This is a genomic window from Leucobacter sp. WKLB1 (genome assembly GCF_059696215.1).
In genome coordinates, this window is sequence record NZ_AP046115.1 from 3253642 (window position 1) to 3279527 (window position 25886).

The 25886-nt window shown below is 64.2% G+C and carries 28 protein-coding genes; 11 read left to right on the plus strand and 17 right to left on the minus strand.

Going from position 1 to position 25886, the window contains the following annotated elements:
• Window positions 1–130: 130 nt before the first annotated feature.
• The 3 genes from ACZF5Y_RS14940 to ACZF5Y_RS14950 are packed head-to-tail and all read left to right on the plus strand — an operon-like array spanning window position 131 to window position 2819.
• Window positions 131–1015, plus strand: a complete 885-nt coding sequence (locus ACZF5Y_RS14940) for an ABC transporter substrate-binding protein (protein ID WP_497533509.1) — start codon at window positions 131–133, stop codon at window positions 1013–1015.
• Window positions 1015–2043: an amino acid ABC transporter permease gene (locus ACZF5Y_RS14945; protein ID WP_497533510.1), complete on the plus strand. Its 1029-nt coding sequence runs from the start codon at window positions 1015–1017 to the stop codon at window positions 2041–2043. Before ACZF5Y_RS14940 ends, ACZF5Y_RS14945 begins: the two co-directional genes overlap by 1 nt.
• Window positions 2040–2819: an amino acid ABC transporter ATP-binding protein gene (locus ACZF5Y_RS14950; RefSeq protein ID WP_497533511.1), complete on the plus strand. Its 780-nt coding sequence runs from the start codon at window positions 2040–2042 to the stop codon at window positions 2817–2819. Before ACZF5Y_RS14945 ends, ACZF5Y_RS14950 begins: the two co-directional genes overlap by 4 nt.
• 42 nt (window positions 2820–2861) lie before the next feature.
• Here the strand turns inward: ACZF5Y_RS14950 and ACZF5Y_RS14955 are convergent, their stop codons facing one another.
• The 7 genes from ACZF5Y_RS14955 to ACZF5Y_RS14985 form a co-directional block, all read right to left on the minus strand.
• Window positions 2862–3722, minus strand: coding sequence for a LysR family transcriptional regulator (locus ACZF5Y_RS14955; RefSeq protein WP_497533512.1), 861 nt, complete (start codon window positions 3720–3722; stop codon window positions 2862–2864).
• 27 nt (window positions 3723–3749) lie between these two features.
• Entirely contained in the window at window positions 3750–4103 is a 354-nt protein-coding gene (locus tag ACZF5Y_RS14960; RefSeq protein ID WP_497533513.1) for a DMT family transporter, read from the minus strand.
• 2 nt (window positions 4104–4105) lie between these two features.
• On the minus strand, window positions 4106–4420 hold the full coding sequence (locus tag ACZF5Y_RS14965) for a DMT family transporter (RefSeq protein WP_497533514.1): 315 nt from the start codon (window positions 4418–4420) through the stop codon (window positions 4106–4108).
• Window positions 4421–4496: 76 nt separating this feature from the next.
• Window positions 4497–5717, minus strand: a complete 1221-nt coding sequence (locus ACZF5Y_RS14970) for a trans-sulfuration enzyme family protein (RefSeq protein ID WP_497533515.1) — start codon at window positions 5715–5717, stop codon at window positions 4497–4499.
• Window positions 5718–5726: 9 nt separating this feature from the next.
• Window positions 5727–6440 carry a B3/B4 domain-containing protein gene (locus ACZF5Y_RS14975; RefSeq protein ID WP_497533516.1) on the minus strand — a complete coding sequence of 238 codons (714 nt, stop codon included), beginning with the start codon at window positions 6438–6440 and terminating at the stop codon, window positions 5727–5729.
• A gap of 6 nt (window positions 6441–6446) precedes the next feature.
• Window positions 6447–7055 (minus strand): helix-turn-helix domain-containing protein, encoded by a 609-nt coding sequence (locus tag ACZF5Y_RS14980; RefSeq protein ID WP_497533517.1) that lies wholly within the window; start codon window positions 7053–7055, stop codon window positions 6447–6449.
• Window positions 7056–7088: 33 nt separating this feature from the next.
• Complete coding sequence (locus tag ACZF5Y_RS14985) at window positions 7089–7985, minus strand: LysR family transcriptional regulator (RefSeq protein ID WP_497533518.1); 897 nt, start codon at window positions 7983–7985, stop codon at window positions 7089–7091.
• A 181-nt stretch (window positions 7986–8166) separates the two neighbouring features.
• Between ACZF5Y_RS14985 and ACZF5Y_RS14990 the strand changes: the two genes are divergently transcribed.
• A complete protein-coding gene (locus ACZF5Y_RS14990) occupies window positions 8167–8769 on the plus strand; it encodes a helix-turn-helix domain-containing protein (RefSeq protein ID WP_497533519.1) in 603 nt (200 codons plus the stop codon).
• Window positions 8766–9638 (plus strand): EamA family transporter, encoded by an 873-nt coding sequence (locus tag ACZF5Y_RS14995; RefSeq protein ID WP_497533520.1) that lies wholly within the window; start codon window positions 8766–8768, stop codon window positions 9636–9638. The genes ACZF5Y_RS14990 and ACZF5Y_RS14995 overlap by 4 nt, the downstream gene beginning before the upstream one ends.
• A 366-nt stretch (window positions 9639–10004) precedes the next feature.
• Here the strand turns inward: ACZF5Y_RS14995 and ACZF5Y_RS15000 are convergent, their stop codons facing one another.
• Genes ACZF5Y_RS15000 through ACZF5Y_RS15010 form a run of 3 tightly spaced genes read right to left on the minus strand, consistent with a single transcriptional unit; the run spans window position 10005 to window position 12969 of the window.
• On the minus strand, window positions 10005–10718 hold the full coding sequence (locus tag ACZF5Y_RS15000) for a glycosyltransferase family 2 protein (protein ID WP_497533521.1): 714 nt from the start codon (window positions 10716–10718) through the stop codon (window positions 10005–10007).
• Complete coding sequence (locus ACZF5Y_RS15005) at window positions 10715–12025, minus strand: PIG-L family deacetylase (RefSeq protein ID WP_497532194.1); 1311 nt, start codon at window positions 12023–12025, stop codon at window positions 10715–10717. The genes ACZF5Y_RS15000 and ACZF5Y_RS15005 overlap by 4 nt, the downstream gene beginning before the upstream one ends.
• Window positions 12019–12969, minus strand: coding sequence for an acyl-CoA dehydrogenase family protein (locus ACZF5Y_RS15010; RefSeq protein WP_497533522.1), 951 nt, complete (start codon window positions 12967–12969; stop codon window positions 12019–12021). Before ACZF5Y_RS15010 ends, ACZF5Y_RS15005 begins: the two co-directional genes overlap by 7 nt.
• Window positions 12970–13190: 221 nt before the next feature.
• Between ACZF5Y_RS15010 and ACZF5Y_RS15015 the strand changes: the two genes are divergently transcribed.
• Together ACZF5Y_RS15015 and ACZF5Y_RS15020 are read left to right on the plus strand one after the other, a co-directional pair.
• A complete protein-coding gene (locus ACZF5Y_RS15015) occupies window positions 13191–13742 on the plus strand; it encodes a Dps family protein (RefSeq protein WP_497533523.1) in 552 nt (183 codons plus the stop codon).
• A gap of 84 nt (window positions 13743–13826) precedes the next feature.
• Window positions 13827–14288 (plus strand): GNAT family N-acetyltransferase, encoded by a 462-nt coding sequence (locus ACZF5Y_RS15020; RefSeq protein WP_497533524.1) that lies wholly within the window; start codon window positions 13827–13829, stop codon window positions 14286–14288.
• A gap of 19 nt (window positions 14289–14307) precedes the next feature.
• Here ACZF5Y_RS15020 and ACZF5Y_RS15025 read toward each other — a convergent pair whose 3' ends face one another.
• The 7 genes from ACZF5Y_RS15025 to ACZF5Y_RS15055 all read right to left on the minus strand — a co-directional run bounded on the left by ACZF5Y_RS15025 (window position 14308) and on the right by ACZF5Y_RS15055 (window position 21254).
• On the minus strand, window positions 14308–14766 hold the full coding sequence (locus ACZF5Y_RS15025; protein WP_497533525.1) for a GNAT family N-acetyltransferase: 459 nt from the start codon (window positions 14764–14766) through the stop codon (window positions 14308–14310).
• Between the two features lie 156 nt (window positions 14767–14922).
• On the minus strand, window positions 14923–18474 hold the full coding sequence (locus tag ACZF5Y_RS15030) for a glycosyl hydrolase (RefSeq protein ID WP_497533526.1): 3552 nt from the start codon (window positions 18472–18474) through the stop codon (window positions 14923–14925).
• Window positions 18475–18822: 348 nt separating this feature from the next.
• Window positions 18823–19368, minus strand: coding sequence for a MarR family winged helix-turn-helix transcriptional regulator (locus ACZF5Y_RS15035; RefSeq protein WP_497533527.1), 546 nt, complete (start codon window positions 19366–19368; stop codon window positions 18823–18825).
• Between the two features lie 178 nt (window positions 19369–19546).
• Window positions 19547–19720 carry a CsbD family protein gene (locus ACZF5Y_RS15040; RefSeq protein WP_497533528.1) on the minus strand — a complete coding sequence of 58 codons (174 nt, stop codon included), beginning with the start codon at window positions 19718–19720 and terminating at the stop codon, window positions 19547–19549.
• A 50-nt stretch (window positions 19721–19770) separates the two neighbouring features.
• Window positions 19771–20157: a hypothetical protein gene (locus ACZF5Y_RS15045; protein ID WP_497533529.1), complete on the minus strand. Its 387-nt coding sequence runs from the start codon at window positions 20155–20157 to the stop codon at window positions 19771–19773.
• A 228-nt stretch (window positions 20158–20385) separates the two neighbouring features.
• Window positions 20386–20928: a DUF6286 domain-containing protein gene (locus ACZF5Y_RS15050; RefSeq protein WP_497533530.1), complete on the minus strand. Its 543-nt coding sequence runs from the start codon at window positions 20926–20928 to the stop codon at window positions 20386–20388.
• A complete protein-coding gene (locus tag ACZF5Y_RS15055) occupies window positions 20925–21254 on the minus strand; it encodes a hypothetical protein (protein WP_497533531.1) in 330 nt (109 codons plus the stop codon). Before ACZF5Y_RS15055 ends, ACZF5Y_RS15050 begins: the two co-directional genes overlap by 4 nt.
• A gap of 492 nt (window positions 21255–21746) precedes the next feature.
• Between ACZF5Y_RS15055 and ACZF5Y_RS15060 the strand changes: the two genes are divergently transcribed.
• From ACZF5Y_RS15060 to ACZF5Y_RS15075, 4 genes are all read left to right on the plus strand, one after another.
• Window positions 21747–22310, plus strand: a complete 564-nt coding sequence (locus ACZF5Y_RS15060; protein ID WP_497533532.1) for a TetR/AcrR family transcriptional regulator — start codon at window positions 21747–21749, stop codon at window positions 22308–22310.
• Window positions 22307–24136, plus strand: coding sequence for an alpha/beta fold hydrolase (locus tag ACZF5Y_RS15065; RefSeq protein WP_497533533.1), 1830 nt, complete (start codon window positions 22307–22309; stop codon window positions 24134–24136). Before ACZF5Y_RS15060 ends, ACZF5Y_RS15065 begins: the two co-directional genes overlap by 4 nt.
• A gap of 31 nt (window positions 24137–24167) precedes the next feature.
• On the plus strand, window positions 24168–24590 hold the full coding sequence (locus ACZF5Y_RS15070; protein ID WP_497533534.1) for an Hsp20/alpha crystallin family protein: 423 nt from the start codon (window positions 24168–24170) through the stop codon (window positions 24588–24590).
• 239 nt (window positions 24591–24829) lie between these two features.
• A complete protein-coding gene (locus tag ACZF5Y_RS15075) occupies window positions 24830–25615 on the plus strand; it encodes a hypothetical protein (protein WP_497533535.1) in 786 nt (261 codons plus the stop codon).
• Window positions 25616–25886 lie beyond the last annotated feature (271 nt).

A 25886-nucleotide genomic window follows, 5' to 3' on the forward strand; every position in this document is an offset into this window, starting at 1 on the left:
CACGATTCTGCGATAGACGTATCTCTTATGCTCGCTTCATCATAATGGTGCACCGCGTTTCCTATTTCGGGACGGTGCTCTACACTCGCTGCCCCGAGAAAGGGGCAGCTTCATCATTCTGGAGTGATCAATGAGGATCAAGTACATCGCCCCCCTACCCCTCCTGGTGCTGGGCCTCGCCCTCACCGGCTGCACCAATACCGAGGGGCCTGCATCGAACAGCACGGACACATCCTCCATCAGCCCTGACCAGAAGGCAGTTGCTTTGCTCCCCGAGGCAGTGCGCGATGCCGACAGCATCGTCCTGGGCACCGATGCGGCTTACCCGCCCAATGCGTACAAGGACTCCGACGGCAACCCCACAGGGTGGGAAGTGGACCTTGCCGACGCCGTCGCAGCGAAACTCGGGAAAACGCCTGAGTGGGAGATTCTCGGCTTCGACAGCATTCTGCCTCGCATCCAAGAAAGCACGGTCGACGTGGGAGTCGCTTCGTTCTCCAGCACGCCGGAACGTCAGAAATCGGTGGATTTCGTCACCTATCTGAAGGCCGGCACCCAGTGGGCCGCCGCCGCGGGTGAGGACGTCGACCCGGAGAACGCGTGCGGATTAACCGTCGCTGTCAATCAAGGCACGATCCAGTACACCGAGGAGCTCCCCGCCAAGTCCAAAGCCTGCACGGATGCGGGCAAGCCCGCTATCGAGATTCTTGCCTTTCCCGGACAGCCCGAGGCCACGAATGCTGTGATTGACGGTCGAGCTGATGCGTTCACGGCCGATCTCGCAGTCACCGGCGACGCGGTCAAACAGCTCGACGGCAAACTTGATCTCGTCGGTGATGTTGCGACGACTTCGCCCTATGGTTTCCCCGTGCGGAAGGATAGCGGCATGGCGGAGGCCGTGCAGGCGGCGGTTCAATCCCTCATTGCAGACGGCACGTACGGCAGGATCTTGGATTCCGCCGGCATCAGCGTCGGCGCCGTAGATGAAGCTGTGATCAACCCGCCGGCAGCATGATGTCTCTCGTCACTCATACCGCCCGTCCACCGAGCGCCCCGCACCCCGAGTCGGAGGCCATTGAGGCTATCCGACTCCGGCACCCCTGGCGCACGGTCTTCGCCGTCGTGATCATCGTGCTCGCCGGGCTCTTCATCTACGACACCGCCGTCAACCGCCCGGTCTACAACTGGGGCGAAGTCGGCAAATACCTCTTCGATGTGCGCATCGTCGAGGGTGCCTGGTACACCCTGCAACTGACGGTCTACTCGATGATCATCGCGGTGGCCCTCGGCGTCACCGTCGCCGTGATGCGGCAGTCGCCGAACCCGGTTGTCAAGGCCGTCGCCTGGGTCTACCTCTGGCTCTTCCGCGGCACCCCGGTGTACGTGCAGCTCGTCTTCTGGGGCCTGATCCCCACGATCTACAAATCGATCAGCCTGGGTATTCCGTTCACCGATGCCGTTGCGACGCTGAATACCAAAGACCTGCTGAGCTACTTCACGCTCGCCGTGATCGGCCTGGCACTGAACGAAGCCGCCTACATGGCCGAGATCGTGCGCGCCGGTCTGCTCTCGGTCGACAAGGGCCAAGACGAGGCGGCGACTGCGCTCGGCCTCGGCTGGTGGCACACCATGAGCCGCGTCATTCTGCCGCAGGCCATGCGCGTCATCATCCCGCCGACCGGCAACGAGGTCATCTCGATGCTCAAGACGACCTCGCTCGTGACCGCGGTGCCGTTCACGCTCGACCTGTACGGTCGTGCGCGCGATATCTCGGCGGTCACCTACCAGCCTGTGCCGATGCTGATCTGCGCGTCGATCTGGTACCTGACGGTCACGTCGATCCTGATGGTCGGGCAGTACTTCCTCGAGAAGAAGTTCGCGAAGGGCGTCTCGCAGCGCCCCGACGTGATGAAGCCGACCGTCGAAACCCAGTCGGTGCGCGTCATCGGCCTCACGGACGACACCCACCCGACCTACCCCAGCGCGGGCGGCGGCGAGAACATCGTGCCCCCGCACGAGCGACCCGGAGGGGGAGGCGCATGAGCGTCCACGCGACCGAAACGCCCATGGTGCTCGCCCAGGGCGTGTCCAAGTCCTACGGCTCGAACCTCGTGCTCAAGTCGATCTCGCTCGAGGTGCAGCGCGGTGAAGTGCTCTGCCTCGTCGGGCCGTCGGGCTCGGGCAAGTCCACGTTCCTGCGCTGCATCAACCACCTCGAAACCGTCAACTCGGGCCGCCTGTCGGTCGATGGCGAACTCGTCGGGTACAAGCAGAAGGGCGACAAGCTCTACGAGATGCATCCGCGCGAGGCTGCGGCACAGCGACGCGACATCGGCATGGTGTTTCAACGCTTCAACCTGTTTCCGCACATGACCGCGCTCGAGAACGTGATGATCGCGCCGACCCTGTTGAAGAAGGGCGACCGGGCGAAGCTGAAGTCGCGCGCGATGGAATTGCTCGCACGCGTCGGGCTCGCCGAGCGCCACGACTACTACCCGGCACACCTGTCGGGTGGTCAGCAGCAGCGCGTCGCCATCGCCCGGGCACTCGCCATGGAGCCGAAGCTGATGCTCTTCGACGAGCCCACCTCGGCGCTCGACCCCGAGCTCGTCGGTGAAGTGCTCGATGTCATGAAGGGGCTCGCCGAGAGCGGCATGACGATGATCGTCGTGACGCACGAGATGGGCTTTGCACGCGAAGTCGCCGACAAGCTTGTCTTCATGGACGGCGGCGTCGTCGTCGAAGAAGGCGACCCCGCCGAAGTGCTCTCCAATCCGCAGCGGGAGCGCACCAAAGCATTCCTCTCGAAGGTGCTGTAGGCCTTCCGCGGTGCGCAGGTCACCGGTGCGGCATCGCCGCGTTCATCGACTCACCCCAAGTTCTTCGATGAGCGCGGCGATGCCGCCCCACTTCTCACGTCCCGGTCGGGTGACGGTGAAGCTGTTGCGCACCCCGGCGCGGCCGTCAAGGTCGATGTATCGCACCTCTGGATGCCGCTCCGCGTCGGCGGCTGTCAGGCCGACTCCGTGCCCGTCCGCAACCAACTGGGCCACCAGCGGGAGACTATCGATGTGATGCAGGATCAGGGGACTCACTCCGAATTCCGCCGTAATGTGCCGAATTATGTCGTCGTCGTCAGATGCTCGAGAATCCCCGATCCAGCAGGTCCGCGAATCGGCAATGATCTCGGCGGCACTTCTCGAATCATCTCCGGGGACTGCGAGCAACAAGGGGGACGTGGCAAATGGACGTTCTGCGGCTCTCGCAGAGATCAAACTGTGCGTGTAGATCACGCCGACGTCGATTGCGTCTTGTCGGATCATCTCGTGAATACTGCTGGGCTCCAGCTCCGTCATTTGCACGCGCAAGTGCGGGTGACGCACGTACAGACGGGCGACAGCTGGTGCGATATGTCGCACGATGCTCGTCGCATACCCGGCAACGCGCAGAGAACCCTCCACCGGCCCCGAGTCGCTGATCTTTCCGCGACCCGCCTCGAGTTCACCGATGATACCGCGGGCGTGCGGGAGGAAAGCGTGACCCGCAGGCGTCAGTATGAGTTTGCGTCCGACCGGCGCGACGAGCTCTTGCCCCAATTCGATCTGCAGCCGCGCCAAATGCTGCGAGACTGCGGAGGTGCTGTATCCCATCGCCTGAGCCACAGCCCTCAGCGTCCCCAGCTCGTCGAGATTGACGAGCACGCGCAACCACTGGATATCCATGCCGATGAATTCTGGAGTTCCCGCCGGCTAGCCGGCCGGTCTCACTTTCGCGGGCTTCGCGGACTTCGCAGGGAGGAGCTTCAGACCGATCACGGCCGCGATGATTCCGGCGATGCAGATCACCTTTGGAAGTGTGAATTCTTCCATGCCCGAGAGCATCGCGTAGTTAACCGTCAGCGCCGCCCCGACTCCTACCCATACCGCGTATGCCGTGCCGATGGGAATCGATTTCAACGCCCATCCGAGGCCACTCATGCTCACAATGGCGCCCAGCACGAAGATAATTGTCGGAATCGGTTCGGTAAGGCCGTGAGAGAGTCCCAGCGCCGTCGCCCATACAGCCTCGAACACCGCACTGGTCAGGAGGATCACCCACGCCATGATCAGCTCACCGCTTTCAGAGCGATCACAGAACCGATCAGGAGCACGAGCAGCAACGCTCTGCCGACGGTGAACGGCTCCTCTTTCTTGATGAATCCCCAGATGAGTGTGAGCGTCGCACCAATACCCACCCACACCGCGTAAGACGTCCCTGCCGGCAGCGTACGCATTGCCCATGCCAGGCCGATCATACTCAACGCAAGCGAAGCTACGAACAGCAGTGCGGGTCGCCATCGCTTCAGACCGTTCGACGCAGAGAGTGCGCCTGCCCAAACGGCTTCGAGCATGCCCGAAGCAATAAGTACCACCCATGCCATAGTGGATTCCTTTCACGAAGCGCGGGTGCGCCCGCCACCGAGTGCCGGCGAAAGGCGCACCCGCAGACCAGTGCGACTAGCCGAGCGGGGTGATCTGCGTGCGATCGAGCGCGCCCCTGATGTCAGCGATGAGGTCGTCAGGGTCTTCGAGGCCGACGGAAAGACGCAAGTGGCCGTATTTCAGGAAGCCCGCCGGGTAGGACTCGCTGCCTCCACGAGCTTCAGGCCCGACGTGCACAATGAGTGATTCATCATGCCCGAGCGAAACTGCAGAAGTAATGACGCCCAGATTGCTCACAAACCGATTCTGGGTGTCCGGGTCGCCATCGACTGCAAACGCCATGACGGCACCGAAGCCGGTACCGCCGAACTGCCGCACCGCGAGCTCGTGCTGATCATGGGACGGGAGCCCCGGGAACTCGACATATGCGATCCGCGGATCGCTCGCGAGAAACTCTGCGACCTTTTGCGCGGAACTCAAATGCTGCTTCAAGCGGAGCGGAAGCGTCACGGAACCGCGCATGATCATCCACGCATTGAACGGTGAAATGATGCCGCCAACATCGACCATGGCCGCATGCTTGATCTGCGTAATCTTCTCGGTGCTTCCGATGATGATGCCACCCATCGCGTCACCGTGTCCGTTGATGAACTTGGTGAGTGAGTGGATGACCAAATCTGCACCATCAGCCGTCGCACGGTAGAACGGCGGCGGGGTGAACGTCGCATCCACGGTGAGGAGGGCGCCAGTCTCGTGCGCGATATCGGCAATGCCACGGATGTCGGCCACTCGAGTGGTCGGATTCGCAATCGTCTCGACGTGAATGAGCCTGGTATTCGGTCGTACTGCCGCACGGATTGCGTCCAGGTCACCTACGTTTACAAACGTAGCCTCGATTCCGTAGCGCTCAGGGAGCAGCTCGGAAAAGAGCTTCCAGACCGCCTCGTACGTTACGTTCGACACGACGACATGATCCCCCGACTTCAGCAGCGTGAAGAAGGTGGCGTGCAGTGCAGCTACACCGGAGGCGAAGGCCGCCGCTGCCGGTGCACCCTCAAGCGCCGCAAGCTTGCGCTCGAGTGCGAACTCGTTGAAGCCACCATTTCGCGTGTAGGTCAGGCCCTCGACGTCGGACCAATCCATTGAGGCAGGATCGTAAGGCAGACGGTACGAGTTCGCCATCACGAGCGGCGTGCGCACTGCGCCGCTGCCCTCGTCAATTGAATTCCCGCCGTGCACCGACCACGTGGCGTCGGTGACAGTCGTGGCATCGTGCTTGTTCGGTTGCGTGGTCATGGGTGCTCCCTAGATCGAGTCTTGAGTAATGATGCGATGCGCGAAGTGAACGTCGGTGCCCAACCGCGAGAGTTCTTCCTGCAGCGCGGCGATCACGCTCGACAGCCCGGCAACATCCACCGGGTCCAGCGCGTCGAGAATGAAGAGCGCAGACGTCGTGCCGTCGGTGAGCTGAGTTCGCCGCCCCTGTCGCCAGTTCCATCGCCGGCAGGTCACTCCGCTAGCGTCACACCACACGACCTCGCCGGCGGGAGGAAATTCAGTCACGTCCTCGCCGCCCGCAGCAGTGTCGAACGCTTCGGATCCAGTCGCGCGGATGAGTCTCGGGGCGCCGTCGTAACGGTCAAGATCCTCTCCCCCAAGCGGCATCTGATGAGCAACCGAGATCGCGTTGTAGATATCCGTCAGTCGGTTCACCCGCGGCAGCCCGTCGACTGCACGCCGAGTCAGCGCTTCCAAGCTATTGCGCGTACGTTGCGGCTTCGCACCAAACGATCGGTATGCTTCCCGCCACGAAGCAATGTGAGCGAGCTCTTCCACGGAAGTGGCAGCAGTCAGTTGCCTCGCCTGTTGCTCGGCCGCCTTGAGCAACGCATCGCTGCGTTCGTCACTCGCGCCGGGCTCAATGCCCGAAACGGCGAGCAGCCCGACCCGGTAGTCCGGGCGCAGCGCGAACACCTCCTCCGAGACTGCAGCCCGGTCCAGATACTGGTTCAATTCCATCGTGGTTCACGAGTCCTTTCTGTCGTCCATCAATGAGAAGATCTGCTTGGAACGGCCGCTCAGCACTAGCATGAGCACCGCGGTCTGATCTCCGAGATTCGTAATCGTCAACTCTGAGATGAGGGGGAGGCTCGCACTGTCGCCGGCGTGCAGAGTCGAACGGGTCGCGCCCACTTCGAGTGCGATGCTTCCTTCCAGTAATTGCACCAAGCCGGAAGCGTCGGTCGAGAAATCGCGAAGCCGGCACGCCTCGTCGCGCTGGAGTGTCCACCTCATGAGGTCGACGTGTGGATGTCGCCCGACGCTTGCGAGCCGTTCACAGATTCCGCCGTTGGGGCCCGTCCAGCGCACCGCAGCTTCCCCCTGATTCACGATCTCTGCCGAGGAGGCTCCCCAATCGCTGAATAGCTCGCTCATCGGAGTGTTGAGCGCCATCCCCAGTCGCGAGAGGACGACAACGCTGCAGTTGGTTGTCCCCTGTTCAATATTGATGAGCGTGCGGCGGGAGACTCCAGCGAGGTCTGCGAGTTGCTCAAGCGTCAAACCAAGCTCGACGCGGCGGGTACGCACGCGCAAGGCGATAATCTCTGTTATCGCGCCTGATTTCCTACCCACGTAATGCATCATAGTGCACGATTTAGCGCATTACTATTCCAAAATTGGCTCAAGTAGCCGCCGAGCCTCTGCTCGAACCGCACGGGTTGCCCACTCGATACGGGTGTGATTCGCACGCGGGTGCTGCCAGTGGATCACCTCGGCAGGGCCCTCCATGTGCGAGGCAAGCGCGAGCTCACCACGCTCCACATGCGGCTGCGCCACCGAGACTGGCACCAGCGCCCACCCCATGCCGAGCAGCAAAGCTTCGAGGAGGAGCTCCGCGCTCTGGACGACAATCTGCGGGGCCCTCCCCAGAACAATGCCGGTCTGCTCTGCATAGTGAGCGTGCGCCGCAACCCGATTCGCGAGTCGCACTGAAGTCTCCGCATCGAGGTTGATGCCATCGGGCCGCGCCAACTCCGGTTTGCAGAACGCACCATAACGAAGTGCCCCCAGTGCTTCTGATACCCAACCGGATGGCGGCTGCGACACTCGAGACAGCAGCGCGTCCGCAACCAGCACATCGTCAGTTCGGTCCCCGTCGAGGATCCTCAGATCTATATCCGTTGGCCGTTCGGCTCGGTGCAGCGCCGCAAGCCAGCTCACGCGCAAATCGGACTCGAGTGCGATTCCGAGCGTCGGATGCGGCCCCGAGCGTGCACCGATACCTAGCTCGGTAAGCGCGTCGTTCTCCAAGCTCTGCGACTGCTCGACGAAGCGCAGCAGCGTCAGGCCCGCTGCAGTCGCACGGACAGGTCTGGTGCGGTGGAGGACGGCGCGCCCTAAATGTTCTTCCAGCGACTTCATTCTTTGACTCACCGCAGATGGCGTGACCCCGAGCATTGTAGCGGCCCGCTCGAACGAACCTTCTTGTGCAATGAGACGCAAGGTGTGCAGCACCTCGCTTGGCAACGGCGAAGCGGAGGTGCGAGTGCCTGCCCCGGTCATGCGACCGCCTTCCACCCTTATGGGACTGAGGGATACAAATGTGCACGATAGTGCATAACTTCCCACCAGACAAGATCACACCGGCCTGCGAGCTCAGTGAGTCTCGGCCAAGAGGAGTTCATTAGATTCATTCGCCTCACCTCATCCAGTTTCGGACCCCCAAGTGCAGTATTATGCTCCCATGACAAGCAACACGGAATCGCTCACTTCGCTGATCGGCACGCGAGTCCGCAACGAGCGGACCGGCCGAGGCTGGACTCTAGATACCCTGGCCACCGCAGCCGGTCTCAGCAGACGAATGCTCGTCAATGTCGAGCAGGGTGCGGTAAACCCGAGTATTGGCACGCTATTAAGACTGAGCGAAGCGCTAGGTATTGGCCTTCCCGCACTCGTGGAGCCCCCCTCGCCCTCAGGCGTCAAAGTGACCCGTGACGGCGAGGGCGCGGTGCTTTGGGAGGGCGCCCATGGTGGCACCGGGGTGCTCGTCGCTGGTAACGCCTCTCCCGATGCCTTCGAACTCTGGGAATGGACGCTTTACCCGTCGGAGATCCACAAGAGCGAGGCGCACTCACCTGCAACGCGTGAGCTTCTGCAGGTTCTCGCAGGGCGGATGCTTGTTACAGTCAGTGGTGATGAGTACTACCTGGAGCGCGGGGACTCGCTCGCCTTCTTCGGAGATGTTGAGCACTCTTACGAGAACACCAGCGGAACCCCGGCGCAGTTCTCTCTAGCGGTTTTCGAACCGGGCACCGGTTCCAATCGCTCGTATAAAGCCGAGCAATGAACACTCAACGCAGAGTTTCAGTGCCGCCGTGGGTGCTCGCCGTCACCGCAATGATGATGATTCAGCTCTGCAACGCACTCTCCGTCGGACTCATTGACGCTGTCGGCGCCGCAGGCGCGGGGTGGCTTCGCCTCCTCATGGGCGCAATTGTGTTTTGGGTGCTGGTGAGGCCGCGCCTCTCGCAGATCAGTCGTTCAGATTTGCTCCCTCTTCTGGGCCTAGGCGTCGCAACAGCGACAATGATGCTGGCTTTCCTCTCGGCTATTGAACGAATCCCTCTCGGCACCGCGGTCGCCATCGAATTTCTCGGCCCGCTTAGCGTCGCCGCCCTGCGGAGTGCTGACAAACGCACCCTCGTTTGGCCAGTACTCGCACTTGTTGGGGTGGTGCTGCTGACCGAGCCGTGGAATGGTGCGATCGACATCGCTGGGGTAGCCTTCGCCGCGATCGCAGGTGTGGGATGGGGTGCGTATGTCGTTCTGACGCAACAGATCGGTGACAGATTTCCAGGGCTCAGTGGATTGTCAATCACGATTCCCATTGCCGCCATCGTCGCCGCGATCTTCGGCGCACCGGGAGTCATTTCGGGCTTCAACTGGTGGGCGCTGCCGCTCGCATTTGCGCTCGCAATTCTGGCTCCGGTAATCCCGTTCGGACTTGAGATGCTCGCCCTGAAGCGAATGACACATACGGCTTTCGGCACCCTGCTCGCACTCGAACCCGCGTTCGGTGTGCTCATCGGCTTAGTGGTGCTGCACCAGACGCCCTCAGTGTGGCAGTTCATCGGCATCGTCCTGGTCGTGACGAGCGGGGCAGCTGCGCAAAGGGGGGGCACTCGGACCTCAAACGCCAGCGCACCTGCGGAATGAATTGGACCGATTCCAGTCACATTCCCGCCGGGTGTCGAGGGTCAATGAGCGGCTGGCAGTTTTCTCCGCATGTACCGGTCGCATTTGCCGCAGTGCTCGCGCTGACGCTGACCGAAGGTCCAGTAAGAAGTGAAAGACGACTCCAAACCGTCATTTTCGGTCAGAAGCGAGCGAGGGCACTTTGAGGGGCCGTAGCGTAAGTGTAATCTTGGGTAGTTCACTAGTCGTTGTGGGTCACGAGAACTACCTCTTCCTACTGAGTGATCGGCGGCACGCTGCCCGAGGCCGCACTCAGCATCTCTCGACCGGCCGTCGACGGCGACTTCGCGGCTGCGCAGGTGGCGACGGTCGTCGACGCCCTCGATCTCACGAAGTAAGAACCGCCCCGGCCCCCACCGACATCGCCGCTCGCTCCGCGCGGAGGTACCCCGCGAAGCCGCCCTGTGTTCGCCCCTCGAGTCGTGCCGACGTCTGCACCGGGGCCGCTTCGGAGTACCGCACCCGCACTCCGCGCGAGTGTTCGAGCCGCCGCACCAGATCGACGTCCTCGTGCTCGGAGAGCGGGGCGAACCCTCCGACGCGCAGATAGGCCGCGGCGCGCAGGCCGAGGTTCGCGCCGTAGATCTCGGTGCGCACGCGTCCCGGTGGGTGCGCGTACGCCCACTCCTCTTGCAGCGTGCGCGGGTACTCATCGGTGTGCGGCACCACATCCCCCAGAACCAGATCCGCCCCTGCGTTGGCGAGCGAGAGCTGCTGCACGAGCCAGTCCGCCGGCACGACCGAGTCGGCGTCCGTATTGGCGATCCACACCCCGCGAACGTCCGTGCCACAGCGCCCCAGCGCGTTCCGCACTCCGGTGGCTCGGCCGATTCCCACGTTCGAGACGCTGACCTCGATGACGCGCACCCCGCGAAACGTCAGAGCTCGCTCGACCGTGCGGTCTGTGCAGGTGTCGGCAACGAGCGTGATCGACACGGAAACCGGGCATCGCGATGCCGCAACACGCACGGCTGACAGGCACGCCTCGATGCGGTCCTCCTCGTTCTTCGCCGGAACCACCACAGCGATGTGCGTGATCATGTCAGCCCCTCGCGCGCCGCGACCGATCGGTCGTCGCAGCCGAAGACCTCGAGCACGAAGTCTTCCTCGGTGTGCGTGACCAATCGGTGCCAGCGCTCTTCGCGCAAGATCGCGTTCACACGGTCACCGCTGAGTCGATGACCCGCCACCGGGTGCCGCCAGTGACACGCGACCAGGAGCCCGTCGGTGGTGAGATGATCCCGAATTTGCGCGCGGATCTCACGCAGCTCGGGCTCGCCCCAGTAGTAGCCGACCTCTGACAGCACGATCAGGTCGAATGGGCCCTCGGGAAAATCTGCGAGCGCATCACGCACCTCGAAGCGCACGTGTGCTAGCGCAGACGTGCTCGCCTCGGCGATCGCGCGTTTCGCGATATCAACCGCGAGCACGGCATCGCAGCGCTCGGCGAGCATCTCAGTCAGGTGCCCCACCGAGCATCCGATCTCCAACGCGTTCGCGAAGCGCTCGCGAGTCAGCGACGCCAGGGTGATGGCGCGCTTGCGCGACTCGTACCAGCGGGTGCGAAAACTCCACGGATCGGCGGAGTTCGCGTACAACGATTCGAAGTAGTCGACACCGAACGCTTCGGTCGATGCAACGAAGGATTCGACCGGCCGGCGGAAGTGCTCGAGGAAGTCGGCTCGCAGCAGTGGCTCTCCCTGCGCGGTTGTCGGCACGCGGACCTGCGAGGCGAAGGCCTCGATTGCCCGCTGTTTGATGCCGGCGTCGATCTCAACCTGGACGAGGTTTTGCCAGGGGGTTGCATCGTGATGGGGCGATGCCCAGTGCCACATCCAGATCGGGTATTCGAGCACGGTGCGCCCACCCGAGTGCCGCACGGCGAGCTGTCCCGTTACCCGATGATCGGGGTGCGCGTCGCCACGCCAGGGTGCCACCAGGAGCGCCCCGGAGGGTGCCGCGTCCAAGATTTCAGCGATCGCCAGTGATACCTCGGCAGCCTGCGCTTCAGCGCGACCGTCGGAGAAGGCGAGCCAGCTCAGCACGATGTCGGGGTGCAGGATCCGCAGCGCCTCCTGCAGCTCCCGCTGTCTAATCGCAGCGAGGTCGTGCACGTCTGCATGCGAGGCCGCGCCGTCGGTGACGCAGATCACGTGCACCGGAATCCCCGCGTCGGCGCACCGGGCAATCAGCCCACCGGCTCCAAGCGTCTCATCATCGGGGTGCGCGGCGAACACGAGCACCGCTGGGTACTGCGTCGGGTCGAACTCCGGGAGTGCGGCGAATCGCGCGTCCTGCTCCCAGATTTCTCGCGACGTGCCCGGTTCTGCCGCGTCGAAGGTCACCACTGCAGGGTCTCCGATTGCAGCAGCAGCGTGCCCTGCGCAGCGTCATCACGCTCGGCATGGTGCTGACGGATGTACAACTGCAGGTCGCTCACGCGCTTGGCATGATCCCGATCCATCGCCAGCGGGGCCGGCCCGAGTGCATGCCCGACACGCCAAATTGCTTCCTCGCAGGTGCGAGCGACGAGGGAGCGCACACGATGCGCCAGCAGCGGGCCGTTCACCTCACGGCGATCGTCGATCGCGTCGGCAGCGTCGTGCAGCGCCAATCGGCACGCATGCAGCAGAGTGTCGAGGGCACCGAGATGCGCCGTGCGATACGGATCGGGCTTCGCGGCCGCGGCACGCTGCAACGCACGTATCAGGCCGATCGCTCCGCCGAACCAGCAGGCCGCAACGCCGATACCGCCCCACCAGAACCCATCGCGTTCGAGATACCAGCTGGGCCCACCCACGGGCGTCGCCCGCACGTTGTCGAATGCGACCGGCCCGCTGGGAATCTCGACGAGCCCGCGCGCCGCCCACGCGCCCTCACGCACATGCACCCCCGAACCGCGCAGGTCGATCGCGAAAAGGCCCGGGCCCGCGTCAGTGGCGGCGGTGACCAGCGCACCGTCGAGCTCAGCCGCGAGCGAGCACCATTGTTTCTCGCCAGAGATCGTCCATCTATCATCAGCCTGTGTTGCGCGAACGGGGTGCGCGCCGCCCTCAGAAGCAAACACGCCCCACACCCCCTCGGGTCGCGGCAGGCTTGCCTGTTCGAAGATCGCACACGCGTCGAGGTGCGGCTCGATCGCTCGCGCAACCGCCAGGTCGGCTGCGGCGAGCGCCGCGAGGTGATCCCACAGCCGTCGCGTCGACCCCAGGCCCGGCGACGGGAACTCGGGTGCGATGCGCTGCGCATGCTCAAGTGCTTCGGCAACGCTTTGCGGTGGGCGATCCTCCATGCCAGTCCCTTCTCTGATTGCGCGGGCAGCTCAGCGCCCCCACACTCCTTATCCTGAGGCCGAGACGCAACACCGACAAGGGGATTGCGTGAGCAGACCCGCGTCCAAGCGACCGTCATGGCACGGCACTCTCCCGCGCCGCTCGAACCGTGTCAACCCCGCTGCCAAACCGGCCGCGCACCCGTAGCGTCGAAGGTGTTCACCGATGAGAGGACATTGTTATGGCAACCAGCACCGCACCCCGTAATCAGCGCCGCGCAGCTCGTGGAGGCTCCGGCGCCGGCCTGACTGACGAGCAGAACGCCGAGAGCGGTTTCCAGGCGTCGCAGCAGCTCAGCGACAATCTGCAGAAGGTGCTCGTCGACCTGATCGAGCTCTCACTGCAAGGCAAGCAGGCGCACTGGAACGTTGTCGGCCAGAACTTCCGCGACACCCACCTGCAGCTCGATGAGATCATCGATGCGGCGCGCGAGTTCGCAGACACCGTCGCCGAGCGCATGCGCGCCCTGCATGCCCTGCCCGACGGCCGCAGCGACAGCGTCGCCGAGACCACGAGCCTCCCCGAGTTTCCGCAGGGCGAGATCGCCACGAAAGAGGTCATCGATCTCATGACAGAGCGACTCGAGGCCACAATCGGCACCTGCCGCGACGTGCACGACGAGGTCGACGAGGAGGATCCGACGAGCGCCGACATCTTGCACGCCGTGCTCGAGCGCCTCGAGCAGCTCTCGTGGATGGTCAGCGCGGAGAACCGCACGCCGAAGAAGAAGTAAGGGGGGCGGATCGGCCTGCGCGCGGCGGCACTCCGCGGGCAGGCGCGTTACACCCGCGACATCCGCGTCGGGGAAGATAGCCCGATGGCTCTCCAGATCTTCCGCGCGGACTTGACTGCCCCACAGCTGCACGCGTTTCTGAACGCGCACCTCGCGGACCTGGCGCCGACGGCGCCGCCTGAGAGCCGGCATGCGCTCGACCTCTCGGCTCTCGGCGCCCCGGGCGTGCAGCTGTGGGTCGGCCACCGTGCCGGGGCACTCGTCGCAACCGGAGCGCTCAGTGCGATTTCAGCGGATCACGAAGAGCTCAAGAGCATGCGCACCGATCCCGCAGTGCGCGGCGAAGGCATCGCCTCGGCGATGCTCGCGCACCTGATCGCTGATGCTCGCAGTCGCGGGGTCGAACAGCTGTCGCTCGAAACGGGCAGCATGGAGTTCTTCGCGCCGGCCCGGAGGCTCTATGCGTCCGCTGGGTTCGTACGGTGCGAGCCGTTCGGGTCGTACAGCCCCGACCCCCACAGCGTGTTCATGACCTTGGAGCTGTGATCCCGACCTGGCCACCGCATCACACGTCGAAGCGATGCGGCAGGGTGTCGCCGCGTTCGCGGTAGGGCACGAAACCCAGAGCGCGGTAGTACGCCAATCCGGCCGCGTTGCTCGCGCCGATGCTGGCGTCGATTGCAGTGAGCCCGGCTTCTCGCGCGGCGCTCAGCGACACGGCGAACAGGCGCCGCCCGAGTCCGCTTCTCCCAGCGTCTGGGCTGATGTGGGTGCCGATGATCCCCCACCCCTCAGCCACCTCGTAGGGGTTGCCCGGCCACGCGCGCTTCAGCGATTGAAACCCCACGACGCGGCCGTGCTGCTCGACTACCGTGCACGCCACCGTGTGCTCAGGCGCGAGGTAGCGCTCGAAGATCAGCGCTTCGGTCACCGGTGCGGTACGCAGGCCGGCGCGGTAGATCGCGTTCTGCACCTCGGCCATCTGGCCGGCATCGGCATCTCGAGCATCGCGGAGTTCGATCATGGAGTTCATGCTGACACGACCGCCCAACGGCCTTCAACCGCCCGGGCACTCGCAGGGACTCCCGCTGCAACACTGGCACGGTGGCGGCCGGAAGTCGGACGCCGAGACGGGCCCGTCCCTGACGAGGAACGGGCCCGACTCATCATCGAACGGCGGCTACTGATCTGCTCCCGTTTTCTTCCGTCGCACCATCACCAGTACGCCGCCTGCAGCTACCAGTAGCAGCGCGACACCTCCGAGCCACCAACCCGACTGGCCACCGGTGCTCGCAAGATCGCCCCGATCAGGAGCCCCGGCTTCGTTCGCGCCGGCAGCCCCACCAGCGCCCCCCGAAGCATTCGCGGCACTGTTCGTCGCATGGTGCTCACCATCGGAACCGCTTCCATCGGCCCCCGCACCAGACGCAGCACCATCGCTCGATGCATCGGTGTTGGCGGCAGCCGCAGTGTTCGCCGCCGCTGCCGATTCGCCCTCCGACGCACCCTGTGCATCAGCAGTCGCATCACCCGGATCATCTCCGATCTCGACGACCGCATCGCGGTAAGCAGTCAACGACACCGGCCCCATCAAACCAGTGCGCTGCCAGGCCTGACCTTGATAATTGCTGTCTCCGGTCGACCGCACGGCGTTGAACATCGTCGTCGCGACGCGCACCTCGAGCGTGTTCTCGCCGGCGCGAAGATACTCACCGAGATCGATGGACGAGCGGTCCGCCTGGTCCACGGCGACTGCTGCTCCGTTGACCGTCACGGAAGCAGTATCGAGCACATCCCCCAGGCTCAAGGTCAGCCCGTCACGCTCCGCCCAGGACTCGGGCAGCGCAAACGACGTGCGATAGGTGCCGAGGCCGGAGGAACGCGAGAGATCGACATCACCGGCGATGTCGAGCCAAGACGGCAAGCGGCCGTTTTCACCGACCTTCAATTCGATTGCCGGTTGGTCTATTTTCTTGGTGTGCGAAGCGGTCATGCCGATCGCGTCGTCAGCAGGCCCCCAGGTCTCGGCTTCGAGCGACCAGGAGGTCAGTGCGGGGGCCTGAACAACGCCGGATACCTCGGTCTCGACGACGGTTCCATCGGCGAGCGTCGTTTCATAGGTGCCGTCCTGCTCCACACGGACCTCAAGACCCTTGCCGGCGCTGAGTACTTCCGCAGAGCTTGCGATCGCGTGCGTGTGCGGCACGGCCACGAGCGGTTCAGCGGTGAGCGCGATGATCTCCGCATCGTGCGCGCCGACTTCGACCGGAAGCGTGACCGAGCCACCGTTGTCCGTGAATCTCGCAATCGGCTCGATCTCACCGGTCCACGGGTCCAGGCGCACCGGGGTGCCACTGCCGCTGATCGTGAGATCTTGAGAGACCGCAGTGCCGCTCCGGTTGTACACGTAGGTGAAGGTTGAGCTGTCGGCGGCACGGGTGACGAACCCCAGCGCAGACATCGGTTCAGCGGGTGCGACCGCTGGGATGATGCCAGCCTCTGCGAGCGCTTCGGGAAGCGCGTCAGCCTGAGCCACATGCACCACCGTCGGTTGGGTCATCAACGTATCGATGACCGAAGTGAGAAGCGACGCGTCTGCGCCCAACCCGGTCGACGCCGATGGCGCATCTCCGACGACAAAGACTCGAAGTCCCTGTTGCGCAAGGCGCGCAAGATCTTGGGCGCCGGCAAGAGAGATCGTGCGCTGGTTGTTCAGCACAACCGCGTTATAAGCCGACTGGTTTTCGAACAAACCTCCGTTCTGACTCGGAGCCAGACCAGGATCGGATAAGAATTCCGGATCGACGTATTCGTAGGTGAAGCCAGCCTGCGACAGCGCCGAGTCAGTGCCGAAGAAGTGCTGATCGGGCTGCTGCGGGCTGACTGAAGAACCCGCCAGCCCCAGATCCTCGTAGTAGACGCCGAGATCGAGCTGAGCACGCCCCTGTCGCAACACCAACTGGGTCCGCGCGAGCGCTTCGTTCACCTTCGCATTGTCCTCCCAGTTCGCCTGCCGCGGTCCGAAGACATCGTTGACGTTGAGCTGCCCATAGAAATCCCACGGCTGATAGCCGGGCCAGGTACCGCCATCACGGCCAGCGATGCCCGTGCCAGTGGGCGCATCAGGGTAGGCGTATCCGTGCCAGACGAGTTGGTTGACGCCTCCCGCGTAGCTCTTGTACACGCTGTCGAGCAACCCCTGCGATCGGGCCCCGCCGAGCGAGTCTGCCGGGCTCGGGTCGCTGAACTGCCCGCCGATGTTCGCGCCAGCCATGCTCGAACGGTACCCGCCGAGGAAGACGGCGCAGCATTCCACTGAAACCAGGTTCTTCCCGGTAAGGTGGGCGCCGCTCGCGACAACGCGGTAATCCTGCTCAGCACCGGAGGAGTTTGGGCTTCCGAAGTTGAGCGATTCGCCTTCAGGAATGCCGGCGACCGCAGAGGCCTGCGATGTCGAGGTCGGTAATCCGTACGACTGCGCGCGATAGTTCAGACCGTGGCCATCGGCCCAGGCCTGCAATGTCCGCACGTACCCGTCGATGTACAGGTCGCTCACCGTTTTTCGGTAGTCCTCACGTGCCTGCACGCCCACTCCCGATAGCTCGAACGCTGGCGCGTGTGTGCCCTGCGCACCGATTCCTGCGAGTGCGGGCAACACCTGCGCGATGTCGTAACCGCGCGCATCGGAGAACCGCTGCGGCAGATCCCAGGTCCATTTTTGGCTGTCACCCAGTTCGAGCGAATCTTCGAAAATCGATCCCCCGCCGATCTTCGCGAGATTCGCACGCACGGCATCGGTAAGCACCGATGCGTCCCAGAAGTCGGCTTGAATCTGCGCGCCAGCGGCGCTCAGATGGTCGGGCACATAGTTCGGCTGCGTCGCCGTGTACCCGTTGCTCTGCGCGACGACACCGGATGCCGTTTGCTGAAAGTCGATGACGACCCAGGGCGCATCCCCCGCCGGCGCGGTGAAATCGAATGCTCCGTCGACCACCGCCGCCGTCACATCTTGCACCGATTCGGGCACCAGCCCGATCGGGGCACCCGATTCGGTACAGCTTGCCGAGCACTGCGCGACGACCGTACGCACCCGAGTGGTGCGTGCGCTATTCGTCAGCGTTTCGCCGGCTGTATGCGCCTGCGTGAGCGGGGCAACGGTCACGGTGAGCGGAGATGCGAGCCGATCGCCGACCGCCGAAATCTCGACACGCTCTGCCCGCTCGGCGGTGCCGACGGTGACGGTATCCCCGGCCGCGAGCCCGCCGAGGCTGGCAACGGTCAGCTCGGTCTGCCCCGCAGCAGCATCAGCAGTCAGCTGCGTCTTGACCTGCGGTGACGCGACAGTGGGAGCCGGCAGCGCCCCCGTTCGACTTGCGCCTGCCCCCACGGTTTCCCAGCCGAACAGCAGCTGCTGTTCGGCCTCGGGCTGGTTGAAACTGCTCAATGTTGGAACAGTCGCCGGGTAGTGCGGACCGAGGTTCTGGTCCACCTGCAATCCGAGATCCGCGGCTTTCGCAGTGATGACCTCCATCTTGTGCGCCCAGGCGGGCGTGCCCCATCCATACTCGGCGAGAAACGCATCGGTCTGATGCTCAGCACCGGCGACGACAAACGGTGCGACTTCCACGCCCCCGGCTCCCGAAGCCGCGATATCTTCGAGCTGAGCTTCGAGCACCGCATCTTCGGTGTATGCCAACGGCATCCACCACCGATACAGCGGTCGCACATTCATGGGCGGCTCTGCGAAGCTCGCCGCCGACACAGAGCTCCCGGCCAGTGCAGGCACTGGTTCCTCTGCGTGCGCCGGAACCATAACCGCCACCATCGGCAGGACCATGACGCCCGCGAGCACTGCCGTCGCCCCCAGCCGAGTCGCGCGTCGAAAAACGGTCACTGCAAATCCCTTCATCGTTGAACAGGTCGGCGAACCGCCGCGAATCGCCCTCGCGCATCGGCGACCGCGCACGCATCATCGTGCGCGTTTGAAACGATTCAGAAGTGAGGATAGCGTCACTATTGCGCTCAGCGCAATACACTGTTGCACGCGAACGCCGTGCGTCCCGCCGACCGCACGCTGCGTTCAGGGAGAAACGACCGACTCGGCCCTCGGCTGGATCGTGGACTCGAAGCTGTGCGCTCCTGCTGCGAACGCGGTCAGCATTCGGGCAAACTCAGCGGCCTCATGCGAATCCCAGCCGCTCAGCTCTGCAGCGATGTGCTTTCGCGAGTACTCGAGGACGCGCGCTCCGCACGTGCGGCCCTCATCGGTCAGCGCGATGACCGATGAGCGGCCATCGGTCGGATCGGCTGCCTGTGCCACGAGCCCGACATCGAGGAGCCTGCGCACGACTTTCGTCATTCCTGATGGGGCAAATCCCAGCACCGCCGCGAGCCGCGACGGCGGTGCAGCACCGTGATACACCAGGTGGTCGAAGACTGCGAAGGCGCTGTGATCCGAATCGTCAAAACCGACCTCGCGCATAATGTCCGATTGCACGACCCGACTTCGTGCACGCTCGACGATCACGGCGAGCGCATCCATGACCGGCTCAGCTCCGGGCACGTGAACCGCTGTGAAATCGAGCAGCGCCGCATCGCTGAGTTCTCGCTCGTTCGGTCTGGGCATTTCGTCTCCCGACGCATCGGTGCACGAGCCTCGCTGGCTCCTCTGTGCATCTTATCGACGCACGAATCCACCACGGTGCTTCGACGAACGACTCCGTCCGCATCACCGTCGCGAACTCCCCGCTCAGGAGCGCGGCCGTCAGTGCGACGACCGCCGCCGGGCGCTCCCTGCAGCGACGCTACTTCGTGAACGTGTCCTTGACGTCCTCCGCAGCCTTGTTCACCTGAGCTTTGGCCTGGTCGACCCTGCCCTCGGCGGCGACCTTGTCGTTGTCGGTCGCGTTGCCGATCGCTTCCTTCGCCATGCCGGTGAGATCCTGCCCGGCGTTCTTGATCTTGTCGTCGAGTCCCATGAGAGGATTCCTTTCTTGTGGTGAACTCACTCGCGGAGTTGAGTGAGGAGTTAGTGCACGCGCCGCTCGTCTCGAGCGAGACGAGCGCGCAATCCGGTGTGTATCGAAATGAAGGTGTCGAGCTGTTCGCCCGTGAGCGTCTCGAGATTCTCGACGAGCCGGTCGGCGAGAGTAGCGATGTGGCACGGGCTCGTGTTCTGCCGAGGCGTGATCGCAACGTGCAGAACGGGGCGACCGCGCACCTCGCTGGCAGTCACACGACTCGACAACATCTCGTCATGATCGTCGATGGCTTGCTTCACCGCCGACGCTGCAAAGCCCTCGGTCACGATGATGCGGCCGCCCTCGTGCTCCTCTGCCGCGGCCTGCAGGGTCGTGCGCCGCCGCCCGCGAATCGTGCGCGCCACGAGCAGCACCAGCAGCACGGCTAGGAGCACCAGTGAGTGCCGCGACGAGCGCCAGAGCGACCCACGCGAGGTTCGTGCCCGCGATCGCGGTGGCATCCCACGTCTCGGCGATCCACCCCTGCGCATCCGTGCCGAGACTCTTCCACGCATCCGCCGTTTGCGGCACGGCGGCCGATGCGATGAGCAGAGCCCCGATCGCGAGGAGAATGGCTCCCAGCACAAAGAGCAGGGTGCGGTTCACACCCCGATTCGTCTGATTCATGACGCGGCCCCGTGTCTCTGCTTGACGTGCACCGTGACCCGAGGCTTCGGATGCAGTCGGTAGCTTTCGAGCTCTGCGTCGATCACGGCTCTCACGCGTTCGTTCTCGATCTCGATCTCGATCTCGATGCCATCTTCGGGGCTCACGGCCACATCGACCAGGCGATGCCCGACGCCGACGCGCACACGATCACGGGCAACGAAGAGCTCGTCGCTGACTCGTTGCGCAATCGCCGCAGCAATGACGCCGTCGTCGACGACCACGGCACGGCGCTCACCTCCTTGCAGCTCGTGTTTGGCAAGGCGACCCGGAGCCACGGCCAGCACCAGACAGACATTGCCGAAGAGCGCGATGACCACGCCGGTCGCGATGGTGACGCCAGCTGGCACCTCGGCCGGCAGGCCGACCGCCCACCCGAACGCAGCTGCTGGGCAGAGCAGCAGGGCGGGTTGCCCCGCGAGACTCAAGATGATCATCGCAACCGTTCGCGGTGAGTGCGTCTCGCGGCGAACGACGCGGCGCAATGCACTGGTACTCATCGCACCCTCCTCTGTTTCGGTATCCGGGCTCCATCAATGGTGAGGTTCACGCGCGACACCGGACGGCCCAGCGACGCCTCGGCTGTGCGAGCCACCTGCTGCTGCACCGCCTGCGCGAGCTCGATGACTGACGGGCTCCGTATCACGGCATCCGAATCGCTCAGCGCGGGCACCGGCAACGGTATGCGGGCATTGATCACGACACCGTCGGCCGAAGCGACGGCGTTGACGCGGACGTCACGCGACCCGCTGTGCACGGCGGGCGCGACGACGTGAGTCGCCACTTTCTGCAGGACGCCGTCGAGAACGGTGATGCGACCTGGCACGTCACGGGTACCCGGCGCGTCGACTGAGCGACGTACGCTGGGTGCGACACCTTCGGTGCCGAGCGGTCGACGCTCGGGCGCGGAGTGGCTCCCCGCGTACCAGCCTCACCGGGGTGCGCAGCAACGGCCTCTGCAACGTCTGCGTGGGTCGCATCAACGGTGTGCTTCTGGTTCTCGGTCATGGGGTGCTCCATTCTTTCTGTCAGAGTGCCCCGGATCGTGCGGGGTCGAGCTCATCGTGAGTTCTGTCTCTAAGAGACCGCAAGTTCGAAAAATGTCACAGAGAACTTCACACCTTTTGAGCCCCGCCGCACCCGTGTCTTCAGCGAGCCGAAAAGAGCACCGGCCCGAAGGGATTGGCACTCTTGCGGCGCGTGGGAGCGCCTCTGCGAGGGGCGCAGATCTGACACAGCACCGGGCCGCTTTGATAAAATATGTAGACCGGTCTATTTTTGATGCATGACTGCAAAAGGTGACCAAACGAAATCGCGCATGGCCGAGTCGATGTTGCAACTGATCCAGCGGCAGGGATACTCGGGCACCGGAATCACCGAGGTTTCAGAGCACGCCGACGCCCCGAAAGGTTCCCTGTACTTTCACTTCCCCGACGGCAAAGAAGGCATTGGGCTGGCGGCAGTGCACCTCGCGGCAACGCAGTTCACCGAGTTGATCGCCGAAGCCCTCGGGTCGTCCGATGGCCCCGCGTCTGCACTGCAGTTCGCCATCGAGGCGCTCAGTCGTCTCGTGTCCGACAGCGATTACCAGCTGGGATGCCCAGTTTCGGTCGTCACTCTTGAGATGGGTGGCGCGAGCGAGGGCCTGCGCGATGCATGCGCGTCTGCGTTTACGTCGTGGACCGATCCGATTTCCGACATGCTGACGCGCGAAGGCTTCAGGCGCGCCGACGCCACGAACCTCGCGACCGTCATTATCGCCTCGATCGAAGGAGCGGTGATCATGGCTCGCGCATCGCGCAGCACGCAACCGCTCGATGCCGCAGCAGCGGTGCTGACGCGCCTCGTCGAGCCAGGCACCGCCGTGGGAGCCACTGCATGAGTACCACCCTTCATTCTCGACACGCCTTGGTCTTCGGCGCATCAGGGCTTGTCGGCAGACATGTGGTTCTGGCACTCAGCACGGCAGGAGTGCGCGTGACGGCTGCCGTGCGCAGCGCCGCGTCTGCGGATCGCCTGATGCAGTGGCTCGCCGACCATGGCCTGCGCGAGCACGTGGGCACGGTGTTGGTGGATTTCTCGTCGACTCCGGTGGTGCACGACGAAGCGGCAGCGCGCTCCCGCGTCACAGAGATCTACAACTGCGCGGGCGTGTATCGCTTCGGCATGACAGCCAGTGAAGCGAGAAACGCCAACGTGGGAATCGTGGAGCGAATCGTCGATTTCGCCGCCGGGCTCCCCGCCCTCACGCGCCTCGTTCACGTGTCTGGATACCGCGTCGGCGGCCAAGACCCCGCGTCGGTTCCCTGGCCCGAGCACTACCGCGCGGATTTGTACCAGCGCCTCGGGGCGTATGAAGCATCGAAAATGGAATCAGATGCGGTGCTTCAAGCCCGCGCACTCCAGCACAACGTGCCGTTCACCGTCGTCAATCCGTCCAGCGTCATCGGTGACAGCGTGACGGGTGAGACCGACCAGTTGATCGGACTCGCCACCACGTTGCAGCAAATCTGGAATGGCAGAGTAGCGGCACTTCCCGGAAACGCCTCGACCTTCCTCCCCGTGGTGACTGTGGACTACCTCGCCGAGTTCATGATCGCGGCGGCCGTTGATCCGCTCGCCGCCAATGAGTCGTACTGGGTGCTCGATGACCGCACACCGCCACTGTCCGCCCTGCTCCGAGACCTCGCGATTCACGTGGGCGTGACTCCCCCGCGGCTCCGAATTCCGGTGGGGGTGATCACCAGACTCCCGAGGTGGATCACCGGCGCCGACCCCGAGACGCTCTCTTTCCTTTCGTCTGACACGTATCCCACTCGCACCGCGAACGAGTTGGCGCAACGTCACGGGCTGCGACAGCCCGATGTTACGGAATCATTGCGCCGCTGGGCCGACTACCTCGTCGCCCACCGTTTCGACTTACCAGGCCGGAGTGCACGCCGGTTCATCTCCCCCGGCGGGACGCGCACCTTCACCGCTGGTCCCCCTGATGCCTCGCGCTTGATTTTGCCAGGCCTCCCGCTCAACGCGGAAACGTGGGAGCCGATCGCTGCGTCACTGGATGCTCGAGTCGTCGATCTGCCCGGGATGGGGCTCAGCAACGGCGCCCCCGTGCGCGATTGGGACGCGTGGACGTCTGGGCTGATCGAGGATCATCCGGTCGACCTGATCGGGCACTCTCTGGGCGCCGCCGCCGCGGTGATCGCCGCGCACCGGCACCTCGCAAGCGTACGGTCGCTCACGCTCGTCGCGCCGTTCTTTCTGCAGCACTCTCGTCGCCTCTCTCCCGTGCGTCGACGGCTGATTCGCGCGTTCCTTCGGCACGCTCGACCGACCTGGCTCGCACGCGCACTCACAGGCAATCAGGCCCTCTCCAAGCCACTCGCGTCGTCTGCCTCGGACCTCAGGCGACACGGCGCACGATCTGCCTCCGAATATCTTGCCGCCGCGTCATCATCGGCCTGGCGACGCGAGCTCCGCGCGATGCTCAACTCATACGGCGGGCCGATCCACATCATTTATGGAGAGCTGGATCCCCTGGCATCCGACCTCACCGCATCTCTCGATGCCCGGTCCATCTCCTCAATCCCCGGGGCCGGCCACTACCCGAACTTGACCCATCCGGCCGAGCTCCGAGCGCTGCTCGAGCGCTGGCACTCTCCGTACGAGAGTGCTAAAATCAGTACCGGGTCAAGCGACCCCGCATGACCCTCACTCGCATCGCGAAAGGAGAATCATCATGACAAATTCGTTCGATATCTTGGGCCAGCTCGATCGCATCACCTCGAGCGTGTTCGACACGGCCAGGTCGCCCCGCCTCATGCCGGTTGACCTCTTCCGCGAGGGAGATCAATACGTGCTCAGCGCTGATCTTCCCGGCATCGATCCGGATTCAGTCGACCTCGACGTCGACGGCCAGCTCCTCACCATCCGAGCTGAGCGACTTGCGCCGGCGAGCGAGAACGTGAAGTGGCTGGCGCACGAGCGACCACACGGCACCTACGTGCGTCAATTCACACTCGGGGATGGAGTCGATGTGGAGAAGATCACCGCGAACTACGAGCACGGCGTGCTCTCGGTGATCGTCCCGATGGCGGAACGTGCTAAGCCCCGGAAGATCCGGGTCGGCGCCTCGACCGAGCAGCGGGCCGTCAGCGCCTGATCGGAATTGCCTCGTGCTCCACGTTCACTGAGGAGGTCGGCGGCGCAGAGGTGAGCCCCGCCCAGGGCTGGGGAGGGTCGGCGTGCATTGCCGATCCTCCCCGGCGCGTTCCCGCAAGACCCCCTCCCCTTCGCATCGCCCCAAACCGCATGTCGTCGCGCCACAATAGAGTGCAGGGGAAAGCGCGAAGATGCTCGACGTCGTTGACGCGGCAATCGCCGAAAGTGGGGAGAACGAAGATGTCAGTTTCACGACCGGGGCGCCTGTGGTCGGCGCTCATGGCCAGCGCGGCGATTGCCGGGTCCGTCGTGCTGAGCGGATGCGGAATCGTGCCGAGTTTTCTTTCAGACGAAAACTCCGCGGGCAGCTCCGATGCGCGCGCCGCCACTGAAGACCGTCAAGACCCAGCAGCGCAGCAACGGTTTTTTGACAACGCGGTGCTCATGATCCCGATGGTCACGAGCTTCGACCCCACGTCGACCTGGGCGTCGCTTGAGTTGGCCGCTTGGGACGACGCCGATCCGTCAGCTCGCGACACGATCGTGACCATGGGGCTCGATGCCTGCGAACGGGCGGATAACGCGACTGACGCAGCAGAGCTCTCGGACCCGGCCATGACGTGGCTCGCCGCACGGTTCCTCTGCGAAGAGCACCGCGATGCCGCCGACAGCTTCCTCTCGAACAACGCGAGCATTTCGCCCACGCACACGATGGCCGATCTCTTCGAGTTGGCCATCGTGCAAGAGGATGCAACCGCCGACGACCTCCTCGATGCCAATACCGTGTGCATCGGCGCGCTCGCACTTGCGTGGGAGGTCCATGCGGGCTTCACGCCTGACGCGACCTGTTGGCTTATCCGCGTGCAATCCGTCGAGGAAACCGGGGGCAATGCGGAGTACCTCTCGCTCTTCGAAGGCGGCGGTGACGCCGAGCAGGCCGCAGTAGATGCCCGCTTCGGTGAACTCGCGGAAGCGTCCGGGGCGACGCCGAACGCCCTTTCGGACCTGCTCGACGGAATGGAGTGACGCAGGCGTCATCGATCACATCGATCGCGGGTTGACCACGGTCACCTGCGAGAGCGCGGCTTGGATCAGCTGAAGCCTGACCAACAACGCGTCGGGTGCTTCGATCACTTGGAGCTCGTCGCGCTCTTCGCCGATGGCGGGTAAGAGCGCGCAGACCACGGCCAACCACGTGCGTAAGCTGCGGAGCGCCCTCTGCCGAGCGCATCGAACGTACCGCTTTTGTTCGAGCGCACCAGCACTCTGGGCATGCACTCGAGAGAAACCGGTGCGC

Excerpts from the sequence above, each read along its gene's own strand:
- ACZF5Y_RS15075 (WP_497533535.1), top strand. The coding sequence starts at position 24,830 with ATGTCAGTTTCACGACCGGGGCGCCTGTGGTCGGCGCTCATGGCCAGC.
- ACZF5Y_RS15065 (WP_497533533.1), top strand. The coding sequence starts at position 22,307 with ATGAGTACCACCCTTCATTCTCGACACGCCTTGGTCTTCGGCGCATCA.
- ACZF5Y_RS14945 (WP_497533510.1), top strand. The coding sequence starts at position 1,015 with ATGTCTCTCGTCACTCATACCGCCCGTCCACCGAGCGCCCCGCACCCC.
- ACZF5Y_RS14955 (WP_497533512.1), bottom strand. The coding sequence starts at position 3,722 with ATGGATATCCAGTGGTTGCGCGTGCTCGTCAATCTCGACGAGCTGGGG.
- ACZF5Y_RS14975 (WP_497533516.1), bottom strand. The coding sequence starts at position 6,440 with ATGGAATTGAACCAGTATCTGGACCGGGCTGCAGTCTCGGAGGAGGTG.
- ACZF5Y_RS15025 (WP_497533525.1), bottom strand. The coding sequence starts at position 14,766 with ATGATCGAACTCCGCGATGCTCGAGATGCCGATGCCGGCCAGATGGCC.
- ACZF5Y_RS15035 (WP_497533527.1), bottom strand. The coding sequence starts at position 19,368 with ATGCCCAGACCGAACGAGCGAGAACTCAGCGATGCGGCGCTGCTCGAT.
- ACZF5Y_RS14960 (WP_497533513.1), bottom strand. The coding sequence starts at position 4,103 with ATGGCGTGGGTGATCCTCCTGACCAGTGCGGTGTTCGAGGCTGTATGG.
- ACZF5Y_RS15060 (WP_497533532.1), top strand. The coding sequence starts at position 21,747 with ATGGCCGAGTCGATGTTGCAACTGATCCAGCGGCAGGGATACTCGGGC.
- ACZF5Y_RS15010 (WP_497533522.1), bottom strand. The coding sequence starts at position 12,969 with ATGGAGGATCGCCCACCGCAAAGCGTTGCCGAAGCACTTGAGCATGCG.
- ACZF5Y_RS14950 (WP_497533511.1), top strand. The coding sequence starts at position 2,040 with ATGAGCGTCCACGCGACCGAAACGCCCATGGTGCTCGCCCAGGGCGTG.
- ACZF5Y_RS15070 (WP_497533534.1), top strand. The coding sequence starts at position 24,168 with ATGACAAATTCGTTCGATATCTTGGGCCAGCTCGATCGCATCACCTCG.
- ACZF5Y_RS14995 (WP_497533520.1), top strand. The coding sequence starts at position 8,766 with ATGAACACTCAACGCAGAGTTTCAGTGCCGCCGTGGGTGCTCGCCGTC.
- ACZF5Y_RS15040 (WP_497533528.1), bottom strand. The coding sequence starts at position 19,720 with ATGGGACTCGACGACAAGATCAAGAACGCCGGGCAGGATCTCACCGGC.
- ACZF5Y_RS14940 (WP_497533509.1), top strand. The coding sequence starts at position 131 with ATGAGGATCAAGTACATCGCCCCCCTACCCCTCCTGGTGCTGGGCCTC.
- ACZF5Y_RS15030 (WP_497533526.1), bottom strand. The coding sequence starts at position 18,474 with ATGAATGTGCGACCGCTGTATCGGTGGTGGATGCCGTTGGCATACACC.
- ACZF5Y_RS14990 (WP_497533519.1), top strand. The coding sequence starts at position 8,167 with ATGACAAGCAACACGGAATCGCTCACTTCGCTGATCGGCACGCGAGTC.
- ACZF5Y_RS15020 (WP_497533524.1), top strand. The coding sequence starts at position 13,827 with ATGGCTCTCCAGATCTTCCGCGCGGACTTGACTGCCCCACAGCTGCAC.
- ACZF5Y_RS15050 (WP_497533530.1), bottom strand. The coding sequence starts at position 20,928 with ATGAGTACCAGTGCATTGCGCCGCGTCGTTCGCCGCGAGACGCACTCA.
- ACZF5Y_RS14985 (WP_497533518.1), bottom strand. The coding sequence starts at position 7,985 with ATGACCGGGGCAGGCACTCGCACCTCCGCTTCGCCGTTGCCAAGCGAG.
- ACZF5Y_RS15015 (WP_497533523.1), top strand. The coding sequence starts at position 13,191 with ATGGCAACCAGCACCGCACCCCGTAATCAGCGCCGCGCAGCTCGTGGA.
- ACZF5Y_RS15000 (WP_497533521.1), bottom strand. The coding sequence starts at position 10,718 with ATGATCACGCACATCGCTGTGGTGGTTCCGGCGAAGAACGAGGAGGAC.
- ACZF5Y_RS14965 (WP_497533514.1), bottom strand. The coding sequence starts at position 4,420 with ATGGCATGGGTGGTACTTATTGCTTCGGGCATGCTCGAAGCCGTTTGG.
- ACZF5Y_RS14970 (WP_497533515.1), bottom strand. The coding sequence starts at position 5,717 with ATGACCACGCAACCGAACAAGCACGATGCCACGACTGTCACCGACGCC.